Source organism: Mesorhizobium sp. B2-9-1, assembly GCF_006439455.1.
GTDB lineage: Bacteria > Pseudomonadota > Alphaproteobacteria > Rhizobiales > Rhizobiaceae > Mesorhizobium.
Map to the genome: position 1 here is coordinate 282843 of NZ_VFTP01000005.1, position 25199 is coordinate 308041.

Consider the following 25199-nt stretch of genomic DNA (forward strand, 5'->3'; position numbering starts at 1 on the left):
GTACTCCTGTTGATCGTGTCAGCTTCTGGTGTTTGGAAGGCGGCCGGCGCGCAGCGTCGAGCGTATCTCGTAGCGGTCGCCGCGCATGACCGAGACGGTGAATTCGAACGGGCCGCGCTCGTCGATGGTGATGCGCTCGACGACGAAGGCGGGACTGCCCGCGGGCAGGTCGAGCAGCTCGGCATCGGCGGCGCTGACCGCGCCGACGCGGTAGTTCTCGCGCGCCTCGACCGGCACGATGCCGTACTGACGCTCCAACGCCTCATAGAGCGAGCCCTTGAGCAGGCCGGCATCGAGAAAGCCCGGCACGCGCGCGGCCGCCAGTTGCGCCGTCTGGATGCCGATCGGCTCGTTGTTGCCGAGCCTCAACCGCCGGATCCGCACGACAGGATCGCCCTCCTCGATCTCCAGCGCGCCGGCCGCCGCCGCACTCGCCGTCGTCAGGCTGCAGTCGAGCAGGCGCGAGCCGGCGACCACGCCGATATTGCCCATCTCCTGGGTGAAGGAGGTGAGCTCGCGCGTGCCGGCGACCAGTGTCGCCGAGCGCACGAAGGTGCCCCTTCCATGCTCGCGCCTGAGCAGTCCGCTTTCCTCAAGATTGCGCAGCGCGTGGCGAAGCGTGATGCGGCTGACGCCGAACAGCGCGCAGAGCCTGTCCTCGGCCGGGATCTGGTCGCCGGTCGCCCACTCGCCGCTCTTGACGATGGCGCGGATCGCCTCCTCGACCTGGTACCAGAGCGGCTCCGGTCGCCTGCGGTCCGGCTGCTGAAAGCTCGCTTCGCTCATCGGATCTGCCTCCACCCGCTTCCCGCCTGTCCGGCAAGCGCAGCACCGATCAGGCCGGCGCGGGAGCCGAATTTTCCAGGCCTAAGTTCGATGCCGCGCAGATGCGGCGGCAATTGACGCCGTAGCGCCGCAAGCAATGGCGGCGCAATCACATCCAGCGCATCGGCCAGGCCGCCCGAGACCAGGATGACGCCTGGATCGAGCAACCCGACCGCGCCAGCGAGCGCCGTGCCGAGCTGGCGCGCCGGCACCTCGAGCAGGGTCTGTGCGGCAAGCTGGCCTGCTTTGGCGGCGGCGATCAGCTGGCGGCTGTCGGCCAGTCCGATCTGTGCGGCAAGGGCGTCCAGCGCACGGCCGGAGGCGACACGTTCCAGCCAGCCACTGCGATCCTCGCCATGGTCCCTGACGTCGGCGCAGGCCCAGCCGAAGGAACAGGCGCCGCCATGCGCGCCGGCGACGATGCGGCCATTGGCCAGCACCGCCGAGCCGATGCCGGTGCCGATGGCCAGCAGGATCGCGTCGGAGACACCCTCGGCCGCGCCTTTCGCCGCTTCCGCGAGCAGCGCGATCTGCGCGTCATTGCCGACCGCCACGCGAAGGTCGGGAAACAGCGCCGCGATGTCGACGCCGTCGAGCCAGGGCAGATTCGGTATCCAGCGGCATGCGGAGCCCTCGACAAGTCCCGGCACGGCAAGCCCGAGCGCTTCGGCCTCGCCTGCGGCCGCAAGCGTGCGGACGCGCGTCACGAACGCGTCGAGGCTCGCCGGCGCCGGCTCGGGGACCTGTCGCGCCAGGCCGTCGATGTCGCCGTTATGGACGGCGGCGCGCAGATTGGTGCCGCCGAGATCGATGGCGAGGACCCGTGTCATGTATCGCGGCTCCGGTCAGCGTTTTTTCAGATGTCATTATAACGACATGATGTCGTCCGCAAGAGCCGAAAAGACGTTGACGGCTACCCATCGATCGGCGGTCGGCCCAGGAACTACATCTTATCTTGCTGATTTTATGTACGTTATCTGAATGGATCGACGTCATCTAGTTTTTCATCTGCAAACGTGCTCCCAACGTTTCGCATGCAAAGGGGCTTGCGCCTTTGCTCAAACTTGTCATAACGTCATCCACGCTGGTCATGGCTTTATGTGGAGGACGCCGATGTCGCTTGCCTGGATCTCGAAGCTTGGATTCGCCGCGGGACTTATTGCGCTGCCCGCGACCGGCTGGGCGCAATCGGTCAACATCTCCTACCTGACGCATTGGTCGCCGGAGACGGTGGCGCTGCTCGAAGCGGCGGCCAAGGATTTTTCCAAGGAGCACCAGGATGTCGCCGTCACCGTGCGTGCGGTTCCGTTCGGCGATCTCTTGACCACGCTGCGCTCGCAGGGCGGCTCGTCCGATGGTCCGACGATCGGCGGCATCTACGATCTGTGGCTGCCGGAACTGGCAAAGGACAAGCTCGTCGCCCCCGCTCCCGATGCGGTGGCAGCCGAGGTGAAAAGCGCCTGGCCGGCGGGCGTCGTCAGCGCCGCCTCGGTCGGCGGCACGCTCTACGGTATTCCGAACGAGATCGACGTCTACGCGCTGAACTACAACAAGGCGCTGTTCAAGGAAGCGGGCATCGCCGCCCCGCCCAAGACCTGGGCCGAACTCAAGGATGCCGCCGCGAAGCTGACCGACAAGGCCAAGGGCCAGCAGGGCTTCGGCATGATCAACTCATGGGCGGCGGGCGTGGTCCATCCTTTCGCCTCGCTGCTCGTCTCCAATGGTGGCAACCTGGTCAAGGACGGCAAGCCGGCGCTGGACAGTCCCCAGGCCGGCGAAACCTTCGCGCTCTATGAAGACTTGATAAAGTCCGGCGCGAGCAATCCGGCGATGGCAACGGCAGACGCCAACACCACGGGTCCGTTCCTTGACAATTTCGTCTCCGGCAAGACCGGCATGATCATCATGGCCAACTGGTGGGAAAGCGCGCTGAAGACCGGCATGGGCGACAAGTTCGCAAACATCGCCACCGCTCCCATCCCCGTCGGCCCAAGCGGCGACAAGCCGCATTCGATCTCCTATTCCTGGATGACCGTCGTCAACGCCAAGGCCGGCGAGGCCGAGCAGAAGGCAGCCTGGGAGTTCCTCGCCTGGCTGAATAGCCCGAAGTCGGGCAAGAACGGCGCCTCGGCCATGTCCGACATATTGATGTCGATGGGCATCCTGCCGTCACGCACTTCCGACATCGAGGCGCACAAGGACAAGCTCGGCTCCGAATTCCTGTCCGGCTACGTCTCGGTGCTTGCCGATGCGCGCCCCTTCCCTGTCGTGCTCGGCGGCCAGGAATTCTCGGAATCGCTGCAGCAGACGCTCGAGGCGTTGCAGTATGGCCAGGTCTCGGCCAAGGATGCGCAGGCGAATGCGCAGACCGACGCCACGTCGATCCTGGAGCGCGCGGCGAAATAGAGTCGGGTTTCAGCCCGGCATGTTTTGGGTCCGATGAATGGCCAAAGCTTTTCGTGCCTCGGCGGGCATCATGCTTGCGCCCGCCGTGACATTGATCGGCGTGTTCGTGCTGCTGCCGATGCTGCTGACCGTGTGGCTGTCCTTCCAGGACTGGTCGACGCAGACGCCCTTTTCCGAGGCAAGCTTCGTCGGGCTTGGCAATTTCCACGAGATTTTCGGCCCCACCTCGGTCGGCCGCGATTTCAAGACGGCCCTGCTCAACACCGCGATCTACACCGCGCTGTCCGTCGTTCTCATCCTGCCGCTGTCGGTCGCCTTCGGCCTGATGGTCTACCAGCGCGAGGTCGCCGGCGGCACGGCGCTGCGCACGGTGCTGTTTTCCACCTACATGGTGCCGATGATCGCGGTGGCGCTGGTCTGGTCGAAGCTTTATTCGCCGAGCGAGGGACCGTTCAACCAGCTGCTCGGCCTGGCCGGCATCGGTCCGCAGCCCTGGCTCTCCTCGCCGCGCTCGGCGCTGGTCTCCATCGTCTTCCTCAATGTCTGGCAGCAGGTCGGCTATTTCACGGTGCTCGCCATCGCCGGCCTGACGCAGATCCCGGGCAGCCTCTATGAGGCGGCGACGCTCGACGGCGCCAACGGACGCGAGCAGTTCCGCTTCATAACCCTGCCCTTGCTTCGCCGCACGCTTCTGTTCAGCGCGGTCATTGCCATCATCAATGCGGTGCAGGTGTTCGAGCCGGTGGCGCTGATCACGCAAGGCGGACCGGTCGGCTCGACCAACGTGCTGACCTACCACATCCGCCGCGTCGGCATCGAACGCGCGCAGGGCGGGCTGGGCTCCGCCATGGCGGTGATGCTGATGCTGTCGCTGATCGTTTGCGTCTCGGCGCTGTTTGCCTTCGTCAACCGCAAGGACAGCGAATGAGCGCTCCAACCCGATCGCTCACCCGCAAACGCCCATCGGGCCGCCAAGCGCTGCTCGCGACCGCAATGCTTCTGGTCGCCGTCGCATCCGCCTTCCCGCTGGCCTGGATGGTACTGTCCAGCCTGAAGACGCCGGCCGAGACCATGCAGGTGCCGCCGGTCTGGCTCCCGCATACGCCGACCTTGGAGGCCTATGAAAAGGTCGCCGGCGTTATCAATCTTGGGCGCTCGATGTGGAATTCGCTTTTCATCGCCTCGGTCACCACCGCCGGCATCCTGGTCACCAGCATGATGGCCGGCTACGCCTTCGCCAAATATTCCTTCCCGGGCCGCTCGCTGCTCTTCTCGCTGCTGATCGCCACGATGTTCCTGCCGCCGATCGTGACGCTGATCCCACTCTACCGCATGGTCGGCTCGATCGGGCTGAACGCCAGCCTCGCCGGCATCATCGTGCCCAACCTCGCCAACGCGTTCGGCATCTTCCTGATGCGCCAGTTCATCGCCGGCGTGCCGGACGAGCTGATCGACGCCGCGCGCATGGACGGCGCCTCCGAGCTGCTCATCCTCTACAAGATCGTGGCGCCGAGCGTAGCACCCGCGATCGCAGCGCTTGCGCTCTTCGCCTTCGTCTATCACTGGAACAGCTATCTCTGGCCGCTCACCGTGCTGCAGGGCAATGCCGACGCCTATCCGATCGTTATCAGCCTGAGCCGACTGCTCAGCTACAACCGCGGCGCCGTCAACACCGGCCTGGTGATGGCCGGTGCAACGCTCGCCGTGCTGCCGCCGCTGGTGCTCTTCGTCTTCCTGCAGCGCTTCTTCGTCGATTCGATCGTTGGCTCGGCAATCAAGGGGTAGCCATCAGCACGACCGCAGTGTTCATGATTTGATGCCCCGCAGGTAATGCAGGCCGAGCCAGTTGAGCGGGCCGCCTTCTATGCGCTCGAACCCGGCTGCCGCCAGCGGTTCGCGAAGGCGGTGCAGGTCGAATTGGCCATGCGGGCCGTGCTTTGCCGACAGGTGTCTGCGCTCGCCCACCGGTCCGGCGTAATCGATCAGCAGCAGCCGCCCGCCGGGGGGCAGAACGCGCGCGGCCTCACGCAGGCAGAAGCCGTGCCTTGCCTCCGGCACCATATGCAGCACCGTCGTGAAGGTGACGACATCGAAGCGACCTTCTTCGAACGGTAGCTTGGCCGCATCGGCATGGTGAAACGCGATGTCGAGACCCGCCCGGCTCGCCTTGCGGCGGGCGGCGGCAAGCATCTTTTCGGAGACGTCGACCCCAACCACCGATCCACCGGGCTGCACGCGGCGCCAGGCCGAAATCGCCTGGGTGCCGGTGCCACATCCGACGTCCAGCAAGTGGAAGCCCGGCGCCAGGCCGGCCAGATCGAGCATAGCCTCGCGATAGGCCTTGTCGCGCCCACGGGTTAATATGAACACCAGCAGATCATAGAGGCGCGGAAAGCCGATACCCCTGTTGGCCTCATGGCCGATTGCGGCCCCTGCGTGTGCTTCGCTTCGCATATGGTGCATGTTCGTCACGTCCTTTGTTCAGCAGCGCAAGGTCCGGCCGATACCGGCACAGCGACCGCGGCTGGCGCAGTTTCGAAACAGCTCGTATGATAATGGACAGCTTGTTCGGGACTTTCGACGGAAGAAGCGGGTGGAACGTTCGTTACCGGACAATCCGAGCCCGCTGTCCCGGAAAAGTCGCCCAATCCGTGACGGCAAAGGAGCGAAACCAATGCCCCGGGAAATCGACCGGAGGGCCGCCCGCACCCGCAAAGCTCTCCACGAGGCGCTGCTGGCGCTGATGTTGCGCAAAGGCTACGAGGCCCTTTCGGTGCAGGACATTATCGACGAAGCCGATGTCGGCCGCTCGACATTCTATGCGCATTATACCGGCAAGGAGGACTTGCTGCGCAGCGGCTTCCAGATGCTTCGGGAGGAGCTCAAAGAGGCGCAGTCGGTGGCGCCCGCTGGAGCCGAAGCATCGCACGACGATCCGCTAGGTTTCAGCACGGCCATGTTCGAGCATGCGGCCCGATATACCGACCATTACCGCACGATGATCGGCGGGCGGGGCGGCGCCGTGACGGAGAACGAAATTCGCCTTGCGCTGTCGGAAATGGTGCGGCAGGAACTGCCCCCTACTCTTCATGGCGATGCCATCCCGCGCGACTTCGTCGTGCAATTCATCGTCGGCGCCTTCCTCACCACGCTGAATTGGTGGTTCGAGCGAAAGCCGAAATTGTCTCCGTCCCAGGTCGACGCCATGTTCCGGCGCCTGGCGCTCGAGGGGCTTTCACACCTGATGGGCGACGAGCGCCGGCAGGTCGATCTCCCGGCTGCAAGCCGCGATACCGATTGATCGGTCTCAAGGACGCAAGAGACGCAGCGCTTATCCAAACCGCGCCGCCGTCCAAGCCCCTCCCGCCGCGCTCGACTCCACCGCGGCGGCGACAAACTTCACGCCGCGCGCGCCGTCGACCACGTCGGGTACCTGCGCCGCGCGCCCGGCGTCTACGGCAGCACCCGAGCGGTGTGCGCGAATAATGTCGGCGGCGTCGCGGTAGAAATTGGCGAAGGCCTCGATATAGCCTTCGGGATGGGCCGCCGGCATGCGCGAGACGCGCCGGGCTTCCGCCGTCGAGCCATGGCCGCCGCGCACCAGCGTACGGGTTTCCTCGCCATAGGGCGAGAAGCGCAGTTCCTCCGGCCGCGATCCAAACCATTCGAGCCCGGCCTTCTCGCCATAGATGCGTACCGAAAGGTCATTGTAGTGGCCGGGCGAGGTCTGGCTGGCGAGGATCGTGCCGCGCGCCCCGCCCGCCCAGCGCAGCAGCACATGCGCGTTGTCGTCGAGCCGCCGTCCCGGCACGGCGGTGAAGAGGTCGGCCGAAACCGCCTCGGCCTCGAAGCCGGAGACGAAGCTTGCCAGGTTGAAGGCATGCACGCCGATGTCGGCGAGCACCGCCGACTGCCCGGCGCGCGCCGGATCGGTGCGCCATTCCGCCTGCTTCTGGCCCTCGGCGTCGATTGGCCTGGTCAGCCAGTCCTGGATGTAGGCGCCATGCACCGAAACGATGCGGCCGAGCTCGCCCGCCGCCACCATTTCGCGCGCCTGGCGGACCATGGCGTAGCCGGTATTGTTGAGCGTGACGACAAAACGGCGCTGCTTCGCTTTTGTCAGCGCAACCAGCGCCTTGGCCTCGGCAAGCGTCGTCGACAGCGGCTTGTCGCAGATCACGTCGATGCCGGCCTCGAGGAAGGCGGTCGCGACCGGCGCGTGCAGATGGTTGGGCGTGACGATGACCACCGCCTCGATGCCATCGGCCCGCGCCGCTTCGGCCGTCGCCATGGCGCGGTAGTCGGCATAACTGCGCTCACGCGCGATGCCGATCTCCGCGGCGGAGGCTGCGGCATTTTCCGGATCCGAGGACAGCGCGCCGGCGACCAGCGCGATCTGGTCGTCGAGCCGCATCGCCAGCCGGTGCACGGCGCCGATGAAGGCGTTGCGGCCGCCTCCGACCATGCCGACCCGGAGACGTTGACGCGAGATACCGTCAGCGGTTGCATAGACCATGACTGCGATTCTCCCAAGCTTCGGCATGCCGGCCGGCGCGGATGTTTTCGAAATGATATTTCTATTTTTTGTTTTGTAAAACGATTGTGCCGCGTTAGCTTTTTAACCCTAGGACCAGGCGATCGGGCGCATCCGGGAGGACGGGGATCGGACGACGCATCCAATGGTTGGGATCACGATGAGGCATATCCTATGAGCGGCCATCGCGGAGCGGCTGAAGAACCGTCCACAGATCGTCTGGAGACGGCGGCAAGAAAACGGAGCCGTTCGCTGGCAGCGCTTGGCTACACGAAACCGCAAACCTACGAGGAATTGCGGGCGGTGCTTGCGTCGGGAACCGTGCATTTTCCGAAGCGGCTTCGCCAGGTGGCGATCTTCCTCTGGCAGCATCCGAGCGAAGTGGCGTTGGGCACGATCGCGCAAGTGGCGGACCAGGCCGGCGTGCAGCCTTCAACCCTGGTGCGCTTCGCGCAGATCTTCGGCTATTCCGGCTTTTCCGATTTCCAGCTCCTGTTCAAGGACCGCATGAAGGGCTCCTGGCCGGACACGCAAGGCGGCCAGGACAAGGCCGCGGAGCCGAACGCCAACCTGCATTTCCTCAACGGCATGGTCGGTGCCTGCCAGATCTCGCTCGGCCGCATCGGCAATGATTTCGATATCGCGGCTTTCGAGACGATGGTCGATCGCCTGGCGGCGGCCGAGTTGATCTACGTCATCGGCAGCAAGCGCGCCTTCCCCGTCACCACCTATCTGTCGCTGACGCTCTCGCAGCAGGGCGTGCGCAATGTACTGGTCGACAATGTCGGCTCGACGGCGCTCGACCAGGTCGGCTGCATCACGCCGCGCGACGCGGTGCTGGCCGTCTCCTTCAGTCCCTACAATTCGATCACGCCCGATCTCGTCGCCGTGGCGCATGAGCGCAAGGCCTGCATCCTCACCATTACCGACAGCACGTTTTCGCCGCTGGCAAAACTCTCCGACACCTGGCTTGAAGTGGTCGAGCAGGACTTTGGCGGTTTCCGCTCGCTTGCCGCCTCGCTTGCGGTCGGCATGGCGTTGGTCCACGGCGTCGTCGCGCAGCGGACAGGCTGACAAGAGCAATTCCTGGAAAAGTGTGAGCGGTTAAGTTCGGCGTCTTCGCCGTAACCTTCCATCCGGAATTGCGAAAGACAAGGAGATAGAGCGGTTCACCGGTTCCATGAAAACGATGAACCGCTCTAGCACGATTGACTAAAGAGAACCATCGTTCCATATTTTAGAAAATGGAAACTTTGTTCCGGGAGGAGGAATGGAGGTTCGTCTCGACGGCAAGGTGGTGCTGGTCACCGGCGCGACGCAAGGCATCGGCCGGGCGATCGCCGAGACGCTTGCGCGCTCCGGCGCCGCCGGCTTGCTGATCACCGGGCGGGACCAGAAGCGCGGCGATGCTGCCGCCGCCGAACTCTCGGCCATGGGCACTCCCGCCGCCTTCGCTGCTGCCGATCTCGCCGACCCCGAGGCCCCGGCGCGGCTGGCGCAAGCCTGCATCGACCACTTCAGTCGTATCGACGGCCTAGTCAACGCCGCCGGCCTGACCGACCGCGCTTCTTTCGTCGATGGCACGCTCGACGATTGGGCATCGCTGTTTGCCGTCAACGCCCGCGCGCCCTTCTTCCTGATGCAGGCGGCAATCGCCGATATGAAGAAACGCGGACAGGGCGGCTCGATCGTCAACATCCTGTCGATCAACGCGCATTGCGGCTCGCCGGAGCTTGCCGTCTATTCCGCCACCAAGGGCGCGCTGGCGACGCTGACCAAGAACGCCGCCAATGCGCACCGCTTCGACCGCATCCGCGTCAACGGCATCAATGTCGGCTGGACCGACACGCCGGCCGAACGGATCATGCAGGCCGAGACGCTCGGCCACGGTCCGGGCTGGCTCGACGCGGCCAATGCGACACAACCCTTCGGCCGGCTGTTCTCCGTGACCGACATCGCCAATCTTGCCGTCTTCCTGCTTTCCGACGCGGCCGGCCCGATGACCGGCGCGCTGATCGACCAGGAGCAATGGGTGATCGGAGCCAACCGGTGAACGCCGAGATGCTCAGCCCTGCCCTGCTCGGCCGCTTGCCATCGGAGGTTCGCAAGCCGGCTTACGATCGCGCTGCGCTGAAGCCCGGGATCGCTCATATCGGCGTCGGCGCCTTTCACCGCTGCCATCAGGCCGAATACACCGACGATCTTCTGGCGAAGGATTTCGATCGCTGGGGGCTGGTCGGCATCAACATCCGCCTTCCCTTGCTGGCCGACACGCTGGGGCGCCAGGACGGCCTCTACACGCGGCTGATCCGCCAGAACGACGAGGTCGAAGCGCGCGTCATCGGCAGCATCATGCGCGTCGTCGACAGCCAGGACAGCGCGGCGCCGGCGCTGGATGTGCTCGCCTCGCCCGACATCGAGACGGTCACCATGACGGTGACCGAGAAAGGCTATTGCCATATCCCGTCGAGCGGCGCGCTCGACCTCGACCATCCCGATATCGTGCACGACCTCGCCATTCCCGAGGCGCCGCGCAGCGTGCCCGGCATCCTGGCGCGCGCGCTGGAATTGCGCATGGCCACGCATGGCAGGCCGGTGACGCTGCTCTCCTGCGACAACATCCCGACCAACGGCATCATCCTCGGCAATGTCGTACGCACGTTCGCCGAACGGCGCGGCAGCAAGCTGGCGGACTGGATCGAAGCCAATGTCGCCTTCCCGTCGGCCATGGTCGATCGCATCGCGCCGGCGACGACCGAGGTCGATATCGACTCCGTCGAGCAGCGCTTCGGCTACAGCGACGGCGCCGTCGTCGTCGGCGAGCGCTTCCGCCAATGGGTGATCGAGAACCGCTTCGCCGGCCGCGTCCCGCGCTGGGACCTTGTCGGCGCGACCTTCGTCGACGACGTCACGCCATTCGAGCACCTCAAGATGCGTGTGCTGAACGGTGCCCAGACGACGCTCAGCTATCTCGGGGTCTTGGGCGGGTTCGAGCACACTTCGGACGCCATCGCCGATCCGCTTCTGTCCCGTTTCGTCCGGCGCATGCTGACGGAGGAAATGCTGCCGACGCTGACGCCCGTGCCCGGCATAGCGCCGACGGCCTACATCGAGCAGAGCCTGTCGCGCCTCACCAACACCGCAATCCGTCACCGCAACCATCAGATCGCCACCGACGGCTCGCAGAAAATCGTGCAGCGCCTGCTCAACCCGATCCGCGACCGGCTGGCGAAGGGCGAGGGCATTGCGCTCCTCTCGGTGCCGGTCGCCGGCTGGATGGCTTATCTGATCAAAGCTTCTGCCCGCTTCGGCCGCGCCTGGCAGGTGTCCGATCCGTTTGCCGACAAGATCGCCGCCATCGCCGATCGCATCGGTGCGGACACCAAACCGCTCGTCGATTCGATCCTCGCCATCGACGCTATCTTCGACCCGGCCTTGGCCGCCAACGCCAAATTCCGTACCCATGTCGTCGCCGGGCTCGATGGTTTGCTTTCGGGCGATCCGATGGGCTTTGTCGGACAGGTCTGCGCTGGGTCAACCGATGCGCGGTTGAAGCAGCCGGCGCGATCTGCATAGTTAGCAACCGGGAGGGACCATGAAGCTTGGACTGCTGACAGCACCATTCCCCGACACGCCGCTCGGCGAAGTCGCCGATTGGGCGCGCTCGGCCGGCTTCGAGGCGCTGGAAATCGCCTGCTGGCCGAAGACCTCCGGGGCGAGCCGCCGCTATGCCGGCACCAGCCATATTGACGTGGACGTCCCGGCCGCTGAGGCCAAGGACGTCGCCGCTGAGCTCGCCGGCAAGGGCCTGACCATCTCGGGTCTCGGCTTCTATCCCAATCCGCTCCATCCCGACCAAGCGCATCGCGAAGCGGTGATCGATCATCTGAGGAAGGTGATCGTGCTTGCGAGCCGCATGGGCGTGCCGCTCGTCAACACCTTCTGCGGCGGCGACGCTTCGAAGACTATCGATGCCAACTGGGAAGACGCGCAGAAAGTCTGGCCGGCTATCATCGCCCACGCCCGCGAGCATAGCGTAAAACTCGCGTTCGAGAACTGCCCGATGATCTTCAGCTATGACGAATGGCCGGGCGGGCACAACATCGCCTACTCGCCCTATGTCTGGCGCCGCATCCTGGAAGCCTGGGGCGGCGACGTCGGTATGAATTTCGATCCTTCGCATCTCGTCTGGCAGATGATCGACAAGGAGCGCTTCATCCGCGAGTTCGGCGCAAACATGCTGCATGTGCACGCCAAGGATCTGATGATTGATCATGATGGTTTGTACGAGCGCGGAATCCTTTCGGCTGGCATAGGCTGGCAGGTGCCGCGCATGCCGGGGCTTGGGGACATCGACTGGAGCAGGGTTTTTTCGGGGCTCTACCGGGCCGGCTATGACGGGCCGGTCGTCATCGAGCATGAGGACCGGCGCTTCGAGGGGACGGATGAAAAGGTCAAGCGCGGCTTCCTGCTGGCCCGCGACGTGCTGCGTCCTTTCATCAAATGACGAAAAGCTTGGCTCCGACTGAATCAGAGCCTGGAACTGAACTGAAAAAATCAATGTGGAGGAGTACTGAAATGAAAAGACATCTGACCGTGGCCTCGCTCCTTGCCGGCGCCGCGCTGCTTGCCTCGGTGGGCGCCTCGGCCGCCGCCGGCAAGTACACGATCGGCATTTCCAACACCGTGCAGGGCAATGGCTGGCGCGAGGAAATGATCTGCGCGATGAAGGCGCAGGCGCTCGCATCCGGCGAGGTGGCGAAGCTCAACATCGCCCACCGCAACACCGACGCCGCCGGCCAGCTCGAGGACATCCGCAACCTGATCAGCGCCAAGGTCGACGCCATCGTCGTCAACCCGGCCGATCCGGCAGGCATCAAGGCCGGCCTCGAGGAAGCCACCAAGGCCGGCATCGTCGTCGTCGCCGTCGACCAGGCGGTGACAGAGCCGTCCGCCTACATCATCTCCAACAACCAGGAACAATATGCCTATCTCGGCGCCAAGTGGCTGTTCCAGCAGATGGGCGGCAAGGGCGAGGTGCTCTACATGCGCGGCGCCGCCGGCGCTTCGGCCGACTCGGATCGCGACAAAGGCTTCAAGAAGGCGCTCGCCGAATTCCCCGACGTGAAGGTCGCGCAGGAGGTCTTCACCGGCTGGCAGCAGGATCAGGCCAAGCAGCAGATCCTCTCCTTCCTCGCCACCGGCACCCCGATCAACGGCATCTGGACCTCGGGCATCGACAACGTCATCGTCGACGCGCTGGTCGAGCAGCAGGCGCCGATGGTGCCTGTGGTCGGCGCCGACAATGCCGGCTTCGTCGGTCAGTTGAGCTCGGTCAAGGGCCTGGTGGGCGCGGCCGTCACCAATCCCGGCTCGATCGGCGGCGCCGGCGTGACGCTGGCGCTCCAGATCCTGGACGGCAAGAAGCCGGCGCAGCAGACCGTCCTGGTCGAGCCGCAGCTCTGGGAAAACGCCACCGACGAAGGCAAGGCCAAGCTGAAGAGCGTCGTCGACCCCTCGCTCAGCCCCGAATGGCCGGTCTCGATCTCGATCCCGGATTGGACGACTTACACCAAGGATCAGATCATCGCCTGCAAGGGTCCGGGCGAGTAAGAGACGAGACGCCTCTGCCTTCTCCCCTTGTGGGAGAAGGTGGATCGGCGCATAGCGCCGAGGCGGATGAGGGGTGTTCCAGGGGACGCCAACGTCTCACTCCGCTGGAACACCCCGCGCCTTCGGCGACACCTTCTCCCACAAGGGGAGAAGGAGGAGGTCAGCCGCCGCCTGCATTAGTTTCTGGAACGAGAATCACACGATTTGACAACAAACCCGTTGCCGCAAAGCCCTCTCCTCGACGCCACCGGCGTAGCGAAGAACTATGGTGCGGTTGCCGCGCTGCGCAACGCCTCTTTGTCCGTGTTGCCGGGCGAGGTGCACGCGCTGATGGGCGCCAATGGCGCCGGCAAGTCGACACTGGTGAAGATCCTGACGGGGGCGATCAAAGCGGATGCCGGGCGTATCCTGATCCGCGGCCAGCAGCTCGATGTCCGCTCGCCCGCCGCCGCCCGCCGCGCCGGCCTGCTGCCGGTCTACCAGGAACCTTCGCTGATCCCCGATCTCGATGTCCTGTCCAATCTGCGGCTCACCGGCACGCCGGTCGAGCCGTTCCGCGCCTGGGTGCGCGAGCTCGGCATTCCCGACCTCGACATCCGCGAGACGGCGCGTCATATCCCCTTGGCCATCCTGCGCGTGCTCGACCTGGCGCGCGCGCTCGCCGTCGAGCCCGACGTGCTTCTTCTCGACGAGATGACTGCCGCGCTACCGGCGAATCTCGCCGAGAAGGTGCTTGCGGTCGTGCGCCGCCAGGGCGAGGCCGGCCGCTCCGTCATCTTCATCTCGCACCGTTTCGTCGAGATCTCCGCGCTCTGCGACCGCGCCACCGTGCTGCGCGACGGCGCAACCGTCGGTGTCGTCGACATCGAGCCCGGCATCGAGGAAAGAATAGTCGAGATGATGCTCGGCACCCGCATCGAGAAGACGCGCGTCGCCGCGCGCGCGGCGAATGAAGCGGCAGTCGCCGGCGGCGGTCGTCCGCGATTGTCGGTCCGCAACCTGCAGCTTGGCACCAAGCTCAACGATGTCTCCTTCGATCTCGCCAATGGCGAGGTCGCCGGCGTCTTTGCGCTCGAGGGCCAGGGCCAGGACGAGCTCTTCGCCGCGCTTGCCGGCTCGATCCGTCCGACCGGCGGCAGCATCGACGTCGACGGCGCGCCGGTCAAATTCTCGCATCCGAGCGACGCCATCCAGGCCGGCATCGCCTATGTGCCGGGCGACCGCGCCGAGGCCTTGGCCATGCAGCGCTCGGTGCGCGAGAACATCGCGCTGCCCTTTAGCGCGGCGGCGCGCAAATGGGGCCCGATCCGCATGCGCCGAGAGCAGGTGGTGGTTTCCAGCGCCATCGGTAGGTTGCAGATCGACACCCGCGCCCAAGGCGAAGTGCAGCGCCTGTCCGGCGGCAACCAGCAGAAGGTGACCATCGCCCGCTGGATCGCCGCCAACGCCCGCACCATCCTTTGCTTCGACGCGACGCGCGGCATCGATGTCGGCACCAAGCAGGAGATCTATAAGCTGCTGCGCGAGCTCGCCGGTCAGGGTAAGTCGGTGCTGTTCTACACATCCGAGATGGAAGAGGTGCAGCGTGTCTGCGACCGCGTCATCGTCATCTTCGGCGGCCGCGTCGTCGACACTTTCCCGGTCGAAGAAGCCGACGAAGCGGCATTGATGCGGGCGGCCTACGGCCTGCCGCGCGGCGCCAGGGCGGATGTCGGCATCCTTGCGGAGGTCAAACCGGGTTCCAGCGCCGAGGCCGCGTCATGAGCCGCTTCTTGCGCAACCAGGGCTGGGTGGCAGGCCTGTTCGCCCTGCTGATCTTTGTCTTCGTCGTCACCAAGCTGATCCAGCCGGGCTATGGCAGCGGCGATTTCGGTTCGCTGGCGCGGGCGGTTCTGCCTTACGCCTTTGCCGTTGCGGCCCAGACCGTCGTCGTCATCGCCGGCGGCATCGATCTGTCGGTCGCCGCCATGATGGCGCTGACCAGCGTGACCGCCGCCTCGATGATGAACGGCGCCAGCGAGGAATATGCATTGTTCGTCGTGCCCTTCGTGCTGGCCATGGGGTTGGTGCTCGGCGCTCTGAACGGCGTTCTCATCGTCGTCACCCGCGTGCCAGACATCGTAGTCACCTTGGCCATGTTGTTCGTGCTCCAAGGCGCGGCGCTGCTTGTGCTTGGTGCTCCCGGCGGCGCCGCCGCCGAGTGGCTGAAGGCAAGCGTCGTCGGCACCGCGCCCATCCCTAGCCTGCCGGACTGGGCCGACGCCTGGGTTCCGAAAGCCCTGGTGCTCCTCGTCATCTGCCTCTGCATCGTGTGGATTCCGCTCAGGCGCTCGCGGCTTGGCCTCTCCATCTATGCCATCGGCAGCGACGAGCTCGCCGCCTTTCGCAGCGGCGTGCCGGTAGCGCGAACCAGGATCGTCGCCTATGCGCTCTCCGGCCTGTTCGCCGCGATGGGCGGATTGTCTCTCACCATCAGCACCGGCATCGGCGCGCCCATTCCCGGGCCTTATCTGCTCGCCAGCGTCGCCGCCGTGGTGCTGGGCGGCGTCGCGCTCGGCGGCGGCAAGGGCGGCCTGCTCGGGCCGATCATCGCCGTCTTCGTGCTGCGGCTGGTGCGCACCGACCTGACGCTTCTGGCCATCGATCCGAACGTGACCGCCATCATCGAAGGCGCGATCATGGTCGCGGTCGTGATGTTCGGCGCCTTCATCACCATCCGCGGCCGTCCGGTGGGAGCAACGCCATGACCGACATCGCGACCATGCCCCAGCCCGTCTCGTTCGGGCGCCGCTTGAAGCGCTTCATGGCGGACCGGCCGCTCATTCCGCTGATCATTCTTTTGATCGTCCTCGTGGCGATCCTGCAGGTCCTGCGTCCGGGCATCGTCAACGAGCGCTGGATCGCCAACACGGCGAAATTCGCCATCCCGCTGGCGATCCTGGCCGGCTGCCAGACCATGACGATGCTGACCGGCGGCATCGACCTCTCGGTCGGCACCGTGGCGACGATGAGCGCCTTCATCATGGCGACGCAAATCGTCAACCAGGATCCCGCGGTGGCTTTCCTGCTGGCCATGCTGCCCGCCGTGCTGATCGGCCTCGTCAATGGCATCGGCGTCGGCGTGTTTCTAGTGCATCCGCTGATCATGACGCTGGGCACCAGCCTGATAGGTACCGGCTTCCTGCAGGTCTATCAGCGCACCGTCATCGCGTCCGGTGCCAGGATTCCCGATTTCCTCAACTGGCTGGGCACCGGCCTTACCTACGGCTTTCCCAACGCGCTCTTCCTGTTCGTGCCGGTGGCGGTGCTGATCGTCTTCATGCTGAACCGCACCGGCTTCGGCCGCCTGCTTTACGCCGTCGGCGATAATGAACGCGCCGCGCGCCTGTCAGGCGTCCGCTACTGGCAGGTGATCACCGCGCTCTACGTCCTCTCCAGCCTGCTCGCCGGCATCACCGGCCTGCTCTATATCGGCCTGATCAAGGCGCCCTCGCTGTCGCTCGCCGAGCCACTGGTGCTGCCATCCGTGGCGGCAGCCGTCATCGGCGGCACCTCGATCTTCGGCGGTCGCGGCGGCTACACCGGCACCATCGTCGGCGCGCTGATCTTGACCGTACTGACGACGCTGCTCACCATCCTGCAGATGCCCGAAGGCGGCCGCCGCATTTTGTTCGGCTTCATCGTGCTGTTCGTGACGGCGGCGTATTTGAGGATCATCGAGGATCGGTAGTATTTTGAGCTAAGGCATGTCGCGCAAAAGTGTGCAGCGGTTTTGCGGCAACGACATGCATAAAATAAGGATTAAGGCGGCTCATCCCTGTCGCATCGGAGAGGCACCCCTTATGGCCGAGCGTTCGCGTGCTGCTGCAAACAGTCCCGCCGACGATGATCCTCGTCTTGCGTTCATCTATCAGGAGGCGGTGAGAGGTCTCACCCATCAGCAGACCGTGGTGGAGAACATGAGCACCCGCGCCGGGAGCCTGATCTTCGCCACGGCATTCGCGAACTCGCTGCTCGGCGGCGCGGCCCTTTCCGACGGGCTTGGGCTTTGGGAATGGATTGCGGTGTCCCTGCTGTTCAGCATCGGCGGGCTCATCGTCTTCATGCTTTGGCCTTATCACCAATACTCATTCCGCTTCGATCCGGAAGAATTGCTGCATCAATATGTCGATGGCGATGGGCCGGCATCGATGTCGGCGATGCACCGCGCCCTTGCTCTTCGCATCAAGGCGGACATGGCCGCCAACTGGCGAATCATCCAGCGCCTGCGCGTGGCTCTGCAGATCGCGCTGCTCTTTCTGCTGCTCGACATTCTGGCCTGGCTCTTGGCGATTGCGGGCGTCTGAGCCAAAACCGCGCTGTCGCCTTATGCGGGACCAGGACAGGAAGACATCGAGCGAGGGTCGAAGCAGAACATTTGCAAGCCGGCGACGGCGGCACGCATGCGTTACTCGGCGGCCTGCACACGGCTTGAGTCGATGATCGCCCTGATCTCCGAACGGCATGACCCGCAATTGGTGCCCGCGCGCAGCGTCGAACCGATCGCCTCCAGGCTGTCGCATCCCGAGGCGACCGCCGAAGCGAGCTGGTTGGCGCCGACATGGAAGCAGGCGCACACCACGCGCCCGATGGCAGGCATGGGCACGGGCGAGCGACCGGACAGAAGCGCGTGCCGGTCTGCAGCCGAGAGCGGCTGGCGCGTGGCGAGCAACGACACCAGCCAGTCCCGCATCGGCAACTGGTCCGGAGCGGCGACCAGCAAGGCTTCGGCCATGGCCCCGCCTTCGTCGATGGCGGCGGCGCGATAGGCGAGCCCGCGACGGTCGGTGTATTCCAGGAGCTGATCCCGTCGCTGCGCGCCGAGCAGCTTGCGCGCCAGCAGGATGCCCTGGTCCGGCGGCTCGGTCCCGGTGAGTTCGTAGACCCATCCGCCCTCGACAGCATGCCGGCTCCAATGGACGAAACCCGTCGGCCTGAGATCGCGCCGCGTGATGAGCACGCCGGCCCAGCCAGTCTCTTCGCGCACGATCCTGACCGGGACATGCTTGAGCTCCGGCTGGCCGGAATGCGGATCGGTGACCGGTGAGGACAAGAGGCCGGCTGCCGCCCTGGCCGCGAACTGGCCGCTCCAATGCATGGGCATGAAGGCATGGCCGCGCCGCTGCGCGTCGGCCACGCGCACCCTGGCGCGGACGAAGCCGAAGCGGGTTGAAAGATGAGCGAGGTCTCCGCCCTTGAGACGATACGCGGCCGCGTCCGCCGGATGAAGGTCGACCGCGGGCTCCGGCGCGTTCGCCATCAAACGCGGCACGTTTCCGGTGCGCGTCATGGTGTGCCACTGGTCGCGCAGCCGGCCCGTGTTCAAGGCGAGCGGATAGTCGGCATCGACCGTGAAGGCCGTCGCCTCCTGCCGCACCGGCACAAAACGCGCGCGGCCGTCCGGCGTCGGGAAACCACCTTCGGCGAACAATCGTATCTGCTGCTCGCCTCGCTCCGGTGCGGGCCAATGACGCGGCGCGAAAGCGTAATAATCTTCGTCGCTGAGATCAGCCACGCGACCAAGGTCGAACAGGCGCTTGCCGTCGTTCTCGAAGGCGGACAGCGCGGCGTGCTCGCGGAAGATCGCGGCCGGCGTCCGGTAGGCGAAGGCCTCGCCAAAACCCATGCGCGCGGCAACCTCGCAGATGATGCGCCAGTCGGCTTTCGCCTCGCCGGGCGGCGGCAGGAACGGCCGCTGGCGCGAGAGACGCCGTTCCGAATTGGTGACGGTGCCGTCCTTCTCGCCCCAGGCGGCGGCCGGCAGCAGCACGTCGGCATAGCGCGTGGTGTCGGTGCGGGTCACATCCGAGACCGCGACGAAATCGCATTTGGACAACGCAGCGCGCACACGCGAAGCGTCGGGCATCGAGACGGCGGGATTGGTGCCCATGACCCACAAGGCCTTGATGCGACCGTCCGCGACCGCCTCGAACATGTCCACAGCCTTCAAGCCGCCGCGCCGCGCGACGTTTGGCGCATTCCAGAAGCGGGAAACCCGGTCGATATTGGCCTCGTCCCCGAAATCCATATGCGCGGCGAGCTGGTTGGCAAGCCCTCCGACCTCGCGCCCGCCCATGGCGTTCGGCTGTCCGGTGACCGAGAACGGCCCCATGCCGGGCTTGCCGATACGGCCGGTGGCGAGATGACAGTTGATGATGGCGTTGACCTTGTCGGTCCCATGCGCTGACTGGTTGACGCCCTGGCTGTAGACGGTGACCGTCCGCTCGGTCTCGGCGAAGAGATCGTAGAAGGCCTGGACGTCGGCTGCCGCCAGTCCGCAGCCTTTCGCGACGCGCGCGATCGACGGCGCATCGGCGCCGGCGAGCGAAGCTGCCGCATCGAAGCCCGTTGTATGGTCGCGGATGAAACCGGCATCGGTCTTTCCGGCCTGCGCGAGATGCGCCAGCAGCCCGTTGAACAAGAGCACATCCGTGCCGGGATCGAGCGCCAGATGCAGGTCGCACTCGTCGGCGGTTGCGGTACGGCGCGGGTCGATGACGACGATCCTGGTCCCGCGTGCGCTCCGCGCCGCGAGCATGCGCTGGTAGAGCACCGGATGGCACCATGCGGTGTTGGAGCCGGTGAGCACGATGAGATCGGCGCGCTCGAAATCCTCATAGACGCCCGGAACGATGTCCTCGCCGAAAGCGCGGCGGTGGCCGGCGACGGACGAGGCCATGCAGAGCCGCGAGTTGGTGTCGATATTGCCCGAGCCGATGAAGCCCTTCATCAGCTTGTTGGCAACGTAATAGTCCTCGGTGAGCAACTGGCCCGAGACGTAGAACGCGACCGAGTCCGGGCCGTGCTCGGCGACAGCCTGCGAGAATTTCGCGGCCGCGAGGTCGAGCGCTTCGTCCCAGCTCGCCGGCTTGCCGAGAATTTCCGGCCGCAGCAAACGGCCTTCGAGGCCGAGCGTCTCGCCAAGGGCGGAACCTTTCGAGCAGAGCCGGCCGAAATTCGCCGGATGATCGGGGTCGCCGCGGACGGTCGTCGTACCGTCCGCGGCGACCTCGGCGAGCACGCCACAGCCCACCCCGCAATAGGGGCAGGTGGTCCTCACCTCGCGTGCTTCTTGCATGCCTTCAGGCCGCTTTCGAGGCCAGCGCTTCGAGCGCGATGAACAACCGTTCGCCCTCGACCTTGACCGGAATAGTCCGGACCGAGCCTTCGTCGGCGCCAACCGCCTTGCCTGTCTCCAGCGAGATCACCCAATTGTGCAGCGGGCAGGTCACCGCAGCACCATGGACGATGCCCTGGCTGAGCGGCCCGCCCTTGTGCGGGCAATGGTCGTCGATGGCAAAGACCAGGTCGTCTGCCGTGCGGAAGATGGCGATCTTGCCTTGCGGTGTCGCAACGCAACGCGCCCCGCGCAGCGGAATATCGGTGATGGAGCCGATGGCGATCCAGTTCATATTGGTCACTCCGCCGCCTCCGCGAACCCGACCGACGCCATCGGCCTGAACTCGTGCTTGTCCTTGCCGGAGACGCGCTCCGACCACGGATCGACCTGTGCGAATTTCTGGCTGAAGACGAAGCGGTCGAAGAGGGTCCTGCGGCGCTCGGCATCGTCCAGGATCTGCTTCTTGATCTCGGCGGTGCCGATCCGCTTGGCCCATTTGTAGATGCGCTCCAGATAGCGGGCCTGCTCGCGGTACATCTGCACGAGCGCCACGATCGTCTCCAGCGCCTCGTCCTCGGTCTTGACCAGGCCGAGCACTTCCGTGCCCTTGATGTCGAGGCCGGCGGCACCGGCGAAGTGAATTTCGTAGCCAGAATCGACGCACACCACGCCGACATCCTTGCAGGTCGCTTCCGCGCAGTTGCGCGGGCATCCAGACACCGCCATCTTCACCTTGGCCGGCGTCCAGGAACCCCACATGAACTTCTCGATACGGATGCCGAGCCCCGTCGAATCCTGCGTGCCGAAGCGGCACCAGTCCGAGCCGACACAGGTCTTCACCGTGCGCAGGCCCTTGGCATAGGCATGGCCGGAGACGAAGCCCGCCTTGCCGAGATCGGCCCATACCGCCGGCAGGTCTTCCTTGCGGATGCCAAGCATGTCGATGCGCTGGCCGCCCGTGACCTTGACCATCGGGATATCGAACTTGTCGACCACGTCGGCGATGGCGCGCAATTCGCCGGAGCTGGTGACGCCGCCCCACATGCGCGGCACCACCGAATAGGTGCCGTCCTTCTGGATGTTGGCGTGCACGCGCTCGTTGATGAAGCGCGACTGGTAGTCGTCGGCATATTGATCCGGCCAGTCGCAGACGAGATAGTAATTGAGCGCCGGCCGGCACTTGGCGCAGCCGCAGGAGGTCTTCCACTCCAGCTCCTGCATAACCGCGGGGATCGTCTTCAGGCCCTTTGCCTTGATCAGGCGCCGCACGTCGTCATGGCCAAGGCTCGTGCAGCCGCACATGGGCTGCACCGCCGCCGGATTGTATGCGTCACCCAGCGTGAGCTTCAGCAGCTGCTCGACGAGACCCGTGCACGAGCCGCATGAGGCCGAGGCCTTGGTGTGGGCGCGCACGTCGTCGAGGCCGGTCAGCCCCTTGGCCGTGATCGCGCCGGTGATCTTGCCCTTGCAGACGCCGTTGCAGCCGCAGATTTCCGCATCATCCGCCAGTGCCGCAACGGCCGCCAAAGGGTCCGAGGAAACGCCCCCCTGGAACGCCTGGCCGAAGATCAGCGTGTCGCGCATCTCAGAGATGTCGGTCGCCTTCTTCTTGAGATCGTTGAACCACGCGCCGTCTGCCGTCTCGCCGAACAAGACGGTGCCGATGATGCGGTTGTCCTGCAGCACGACGCGCTTGTAGATGCCGGCCGAGGCGTCGCGCAGGATGATCTCCTCGCGGTCGTCGCCGTCGGCGAAGTCGCCCAGCGAATAAAGGTCAATGCCGGTGACCTTGAGCTTGGTCGGCGTGTCGGAGTGGACGAAGCGCCTGTCCTCAGTGTCCGTCAGTTTGGCTGCCGCCACCCGAGCCATCTCGTAGAGGGGCGCGACCAGCCCGTAGACATGGCCGCCGACCTCGGCGCATTCGCCGAGCGCCATGATGGCGGGGTCGGAAGTCCGCATGCGGTCGTCGACGACGATGCCGCGATTGACCTCGAGCCCGGCCTCCTTGGCTAAAGCGGTGCTCGGCCGGATGCCGACCGCCATCACCACCAGCGTCGCCGGAATGATCGTGCCGTCCATGAGCTCGACACCCTCCACCTTGCCGTTGCCGAGAATGGCCTTGGTGTTGGCCTTGGTCACGACCTTGATGCCGCGCGCCTCGACGGCTTTCTGCAGCAGATAGCCGGCGGCCGGGTCGAGCTGGCGCTCCATCAGCGTCGGCATGACGTGCAGCACGGTGACGTCCATGCCGCGCTCCTTCAGCCCGGCCGCTGCTTCGAGGCCGAGCAGACCGCCGCCGATGACGACCGCCTTGGCGCGCGATTGCGCGGCAACCAGCATGGCGTTGACGTCGTCGAGATCGCGGTAGCTGAGCACGCCGGGCAATTCCTTGCCCGGAACCGGGATGATGAAGGGAACCGATCCGGTGGCGATAACGAGGCCGTCGTAGCTCTCGGTGACGCCGTGGTCCGAGGTGACGGTCTTGGCCTCCCTGTCGATGGCGACGATCCGGTGACCCTTGTAGAGGGTGATGCCGTGCTTGATGTACCAGCCGTCGCCATGGATGACGATCTCCTCGAACGCCTTCTCGCCCGAAAGCACCGGCGACAGCATGATGCGGTCGTAGTTCACGCGCGGCTCGGCGTTGAAGATGGTGACGGCGTAGCGGTCGGGCGCGGCCTCCAGCAGGTGCTCGAGCATCCTGCCCGGCGCCATGCCGTTGCCGATGATGACGAGTTTCTCGGTCATGTCGGTCAGCTCCGATCTATTCGGCGGCGTAGGATAGGGACGGGCTCTTGACCTCGGCGGCGCGCTCCATCCGGCGGATGGTGACGTGCATCCAGACCAGGCAGGAGACGACGATGAGGAAGAGCAGCATGAAGCAGCTCGACCAGACCCCGGTGAGATCGTTCAGCGCGCCGAAGGCGATCGGCAGGATGAAGCCGCCGAGCCCGCCGATCATGCCGACGACGCCGCCGACCGCGCCGACGCTCTGCGGATAATAGGCCGGGATGTGCTTGTAGACGGCGGCCTTGCCGAGGCTCATGAAGAAGCCGAGCACGCAGGCGACGCCGATGAAGGCGAGCGGGCCGATCTCGAAATGGAAAGGGATCGGCCCGCTGATGCCGCGCACGACATAGTCTGCCGAGGGGAGAGACAGAACGAATGTCGCGACGGCACAGACGCTGAAGGTCCAGTAGAGCACGGTGCGGGCGCCGATGCGGTCGGAAAGCACGCCGCCATAGGCGCGGAAGATGCTGGCGGGGATCGAATAGGCGGCGCCGATCATGCCGGCGGTGGCGATGCCGAAGCCGTAGACGCCGATCAGGTAGCGCGGCAGCCAGAGCGACAGCGCCACGAACGCGCCGAAGGAGAAGAAATAGTAGAACGCGAGGCGCCAGACCCGCAGGTTCTTCAGCGGTGCGAATTCCTGCCAGAAGCTTCTTGCCGGCGCCGCCTTGCCGGCGCGGCGCTCGCGGATGACCGGGTCGTCGCCGGTGGTGAACCAGAAGATGGCGGCCATGACGACCAGCGCCGCGGCCCAGATCAACGCCACTGACTGCCAGCCCCAGGCGAGCAGCACGAAGGGCGCCAGGAACTTGGTGACAGCGGCGCCGACATTGCCGACGCCGAAAATGCCGAGCGCGGTGCCTTGTTTTCCGGCCGCGAAGAAGCGCGAGACATAGGCGACGCCGACGGCGAAGGAACCGCCGGCAAGCCCGACGCCGAGGGCCGCAAGCAGCATTTGACCGTAGGTGTGGGCGAAAGCGAGCAGGAAGGTCGCGACCGCGGCCGCCAGCATGGTCGCCGTGTAGACCAGACGGCCGCCATAGCGGTCGGTCCAGATGCCGAGCACCATGCGCACGAGCGAGCCCGTCAGGATCGGCGTGCCGACGAGCAGGCCGAACTCGGTCTCGTTCAGGCCGAGCTCCTGCTTGATGCGCACGCCGATGATGGAAAAGATCGTCCACACCGCAAAGCACACGGTGAAGGCGATGGTGGACATCACGAGCGCCTGCCTTGAAGCACTGTCCTGGCTTGGCGCGGCTGGGAGATTTGCGGTCATCTTGGGCTCCGGTTTGCGGCGTGGGAGGCGCCGCGCTTGTTGTGTCGATCAGAGGCGCGGTATCAGCGGGGCGAGCCCGGGACTTGCGCGGTCACTTGCGGGCTTTTGCCTTCGGTTTCGTGATTGGCGGGAAACAGCAGGAGCGCGGCAGCAAAGAGCGACGCGGTCAGCGCGCTGCTCACCAGGAAATCGCGACGGGTGAAATCCTTGAGCAATGTTGTTGCGATCCGTTTCGTCATCGTCGTCTCCGCTCGGCGCCGGCTGGATCGGCACCATCGATTTGCGTGGTCGGGTCCAAAAGCGAAAAAAGCCGCCGTCCAAGCCTCGCGCGTCCGTACATCCGGGATCGCGTGGTGACCTGAGCGGCAGCTTTGCCTGTGGCGCCCGCCATTGGACGCCTGTTCCATTGCCCGCGAACGGGCTCGATTATTTCAAAGCACGAAGCGTGCCAGTTTTGCGCCGAAAGAGAATTTTAAGGAAAATCAACGCGATCCGTGAATCGGGCGCTGGTCTGGCTGATCGGGAGCGCGGTCAAACATTGATCAATGGCACAGGCATTGCGCATAAATTTTGTGCAATGCACAAGAATGGCGCGC

Annotated in this window: 22 protein-coding genes; 13 read left to right on the forward strand and 9 right to left on the reverse strand. The window is 65.4% G+C overall.

What is annotated here, in order from left to right; translation table 11 throughout:
* Positions 1-18: 18 nt before the first annotated feature.
* A complete protein-coding gene (locus FJW05_RS13400; RefSeq protein WP_140632631.1) occupies positions 19-786 on the reverse strand; it encodes a GntR family transcriptional regulator in 768 nt (255 codons plus the stop codon).
* Positions 783-1655 carry an ROK family protein gene (locus tag FJW05_RS13405; RefSeq protein WP_140632634.1) on the reverse strand — a complete coding sequence of 291 codons (873 nt, stop codon included), beginning with the start codon at positions 1653-1655 and terminating at the stop codon, positions 783-785. The genes FJW05_RS13400 and FJW05_RS13405 overlap by 4 nt, the downstream gene beginning before the upstream one ends.
* A 283-nt stretch (positions 1656-1938) precedes the next feature.
* Here FJW05_RS13405 and FJW05_RS13410 point away from each other — a divergent pair, with 283 nt between their 5' ends.
* The 3 genes from FJW05_RS13410 to FJW05_RS13420 are packed head-to-tail and all read left to right on the forward strand — an operon-like array spanning position 1939 to position 5016.
* On the forward strand, positions 1939-3231 hold the full coding sequence (locus tag FJW05_RS13410) for a sugar ABC transporter substrate-binding protein (protein WP_140632637.1): 1293 nt from the start codon (positions 1939-1941) through the stop codon (positions 3229-3231).
* 37 nt (positions 3232-3268) lie between these two features.
* Entirely contained in the window at positions 3269-4159 is an 891-nt protein-coding gene (locus FJW05_RS13415) for a sugar ABC transporter permease (protein ID WP_140632640.1), read from the forward strand.
* Positions 4156-5016 (forward strand): carbohydrate ABC transporter permease, encoded by an 861-nt coding sequence (locus FJW05_RS13420; RefSeq protein ID WP_140632643.1) that lies wholly within the window; start codon positions 4156-4158, stop codon positions 5014-5016. The genes FJW05_RS13415 and FJW05_RS13420 overlap by 4 nt, the downstream gene beginning before the upstream one ends.
* A gap of 21 nt (positions 5017-5037) precedes the next feature.
* On the opposite strand, the gene FJW05_RS13425 is transcribed toward FJW05_RS13420, so the two are convergent.
* Positions 5038-5685 (reverse strand): methyltransferase domain-containing protein, encoded by a 648-nt coding sequence (locus FJW05_RS13425; RefSeq protein WP_181164934.1) that lies wholly within the window; start codon positions 5683-5685, stop codon positions 5038-5040.
* A gap of 7 nt (positions 5686-5692) precedes the next feature.
* On the opposite strand from FJW05_RS13425, the gene FJW05_RS13430 reads away from it, so the two are divergent.
* A complete protein-coding gene (locus FJW05_RS13430) occupies positions 5693-6532 on the forward strand; it encodes a TetR/AcrR family transcriptional regulator (protein WP_246673394.1) in 840 nt (279 codons plus the stop codon).
* A 30-nt stretch (positions 6533-6562) separates the two neighbouring features.
* Here the strand turns inward: FJW05_RS13430 and FJW05_RS13435 are convergent, their stop codons facing one another.
* Entirely contained in the window at positions 6563-7747 is a 1185-nt protein-coding gene (locus FJW05_RS13435) for a Gfo/Idh/MocA family oxidoreductase (protein WP_140632649.1), read from the reverse strand.
* Positions 7748-7939: 192 nt separating this feature from the next.
* On the opposite strand from FJW05_RS13435, the gene FJW05_RS13440 reads away from it, so the two are divergent.
* The 9 genes from FJW05_RS13440 (at position 7940) to FJW05_RS13480 (ending at position 17724) form a co-directional block, all read left to right on the forward strand.
* Positions 7940-8839, forward strand: a complete 900-nt coding sequence (locus tag FJW05_RS13440; RefSeq protein WP_140632652.1) for a MurR/RpiR family transcriptional regulator — start codon at positions 7940-7942, stop codon at positions 8837-8839.
* 196 nt (positions 8840-9035) lie between these two features.
* On the forward strand, positions 9036-9818 hold the full coding sequence (locus FJW05_RS13445) for an SDR family oxidoreductase (protein ID WP_140545498.1): 783 nt from the start codon (positions 9036-9038) through the stop codon (positions 9816-9818).
* Between the two features lie 8 nt (positions 9819-9826).
* Positions 9827-11341 carry a mannitol dehydrogenase family protein gene (locus FJW05_RS13450; protein ID WP_246673408.1) on the forward strand — a complete coding sequence of 505 codons (1515 nt, stop codon included), beginning with the start codon at positions 9827-9829 and terminating at the stop codon, positions 11339-11341.
* A 19-nt stretch (positions 11342-11360) separates the two neighbouring features.
* Complete coding sequence (locus FJW05_RS13455) at positions 11361-12272, forward strand: sugar phosphate isomerase/epimerase (protein ID WP_140632658.1); 912 nt, start codon at positions 11361-11363, stop codon at positions 12270-12272.
* A gap of 71 nt (positions 12273-12343) precedes the next feature.
* Positions 12344-13378, forward strand: coding sequence for an ABC transporter substrate-binding protein (locus tag FJW05_RS13460; RefSeq protein WP_095766235.1), 1035 nt, complete (start codon positions 12344-12346; stop codon positions 13376-13378).
* Positions 13379-13597: 219 nt separating this feature from the next.
* Complete coding sequence (locus FJW05_RS13465; RefSeq protein WP_140632738.1) at positions 13598-15142, forward strand: sugar ABC transporter ATP-binding protein; 1545 nt, start codon at positions 13598-13600, stop codon at positions 15140-15142.
* Positions 15139-16125 (forward strand): ABC transporter permease, encoded by a 987-nt coding sequence (locus FJW05_RS13470; protein WP_140632661.1) that lies wholly within the window; start codon positions 15139-15141, stop codon positions 16123-16125. Before FJW05_RS13465 ends, FJW05_RS13470 begins: the two co-directional genes overlap by 4 nt.
* Complete coding sequence (locus tag FJW05_RS13475; protein ID WP_140632664.1) at positions 16122-17108, forward strand: ABC transporter permease; 987 nt, start codon at positions 16122-16124, stop codon at positions 17106-17108. The genes FJW05_RS13470 and FJW05_RS13475 overlap by 4 nt, the downstream gene beginning before the upstream one ends.
* 112 nt (positions 17109-17220) lie before the next feature.
* Entirely contained in the window at positions 17221-17724 is a 504-nt protein-coding gene (locus tag FJW05_RS13480; RefSeq protein ID WP_181164935.1) for a hypothetical protein, read from the forward strand.
* 101 nt (positions 17725-17825) lie between these two features.
* Here FJW05_RS13480 and FJW05_RS13485 read toward each other — a convergent pair whose 3' ends face one another.
* The 5 genes from FJW05_RS13485 to FJW05_RS13505 form a co-directional block, all read right to left on the reverse strand.
* Positions 17826-20495 (reverse strand): nitrate reductase, encoded by a 2670-nt coding sequence (locus FJW05_RS13485; RefSeq protein ID WP_140632667.1) that lies wholly within the window; start codon positions 20493-20495, stop codon positions 17826-17828.
* Between the two features lie 4 nt (positions 20496-20499).
* Positions 20500-20829: a nitrite reductase small subunit NirD gene (gene nirD, locus FJW05_RS13490; RefSeq protein WP_140632744.1), complete on the reverse strand. Its 330-nt coding sequence runs from the start codon at positions 20827-20829 to the stop codon at positions 20500-20502.
* Between the two features lie 5 nt (positions 20830-20834).
* Complete coding sequence (gene nirB, locus FJW05_RS13495) at positions 20835-23285, reverse strand: nitrite reductase large subunit NirB (RefSeq protein WP_140632670.1); 2451 nt, start codon at positions 23283-23285, stop codon at positions 20835-20837.
* Positions 23286-23301: 16 nt separating this feature from the next.
* Positions 23302-24603 (reverse strand): nitrate/nitrite transporter, encoded by a 1302-nt coding sequence (locus tag FJW05_RS13500; RefSeq protein WP_140632673.1) that lies wholly within the window; start codon positions 24601-24603, stop codon positions 23302-23304.
* Positions 24604-24665: 62 nt separating this feature from the next.
* A complete protein-coding gene (locus FJW05_RS13505; protein ID WP_140632676.1) occupies positions 24666-24842 on the reverse strand; it encodes a twin-arginine translocation signal domain-containing protein in 177 nt (58 codons plus the stop codon).
* Between the last annotated feature and the right edge of the window lie 357 nt (positions 24843-25199).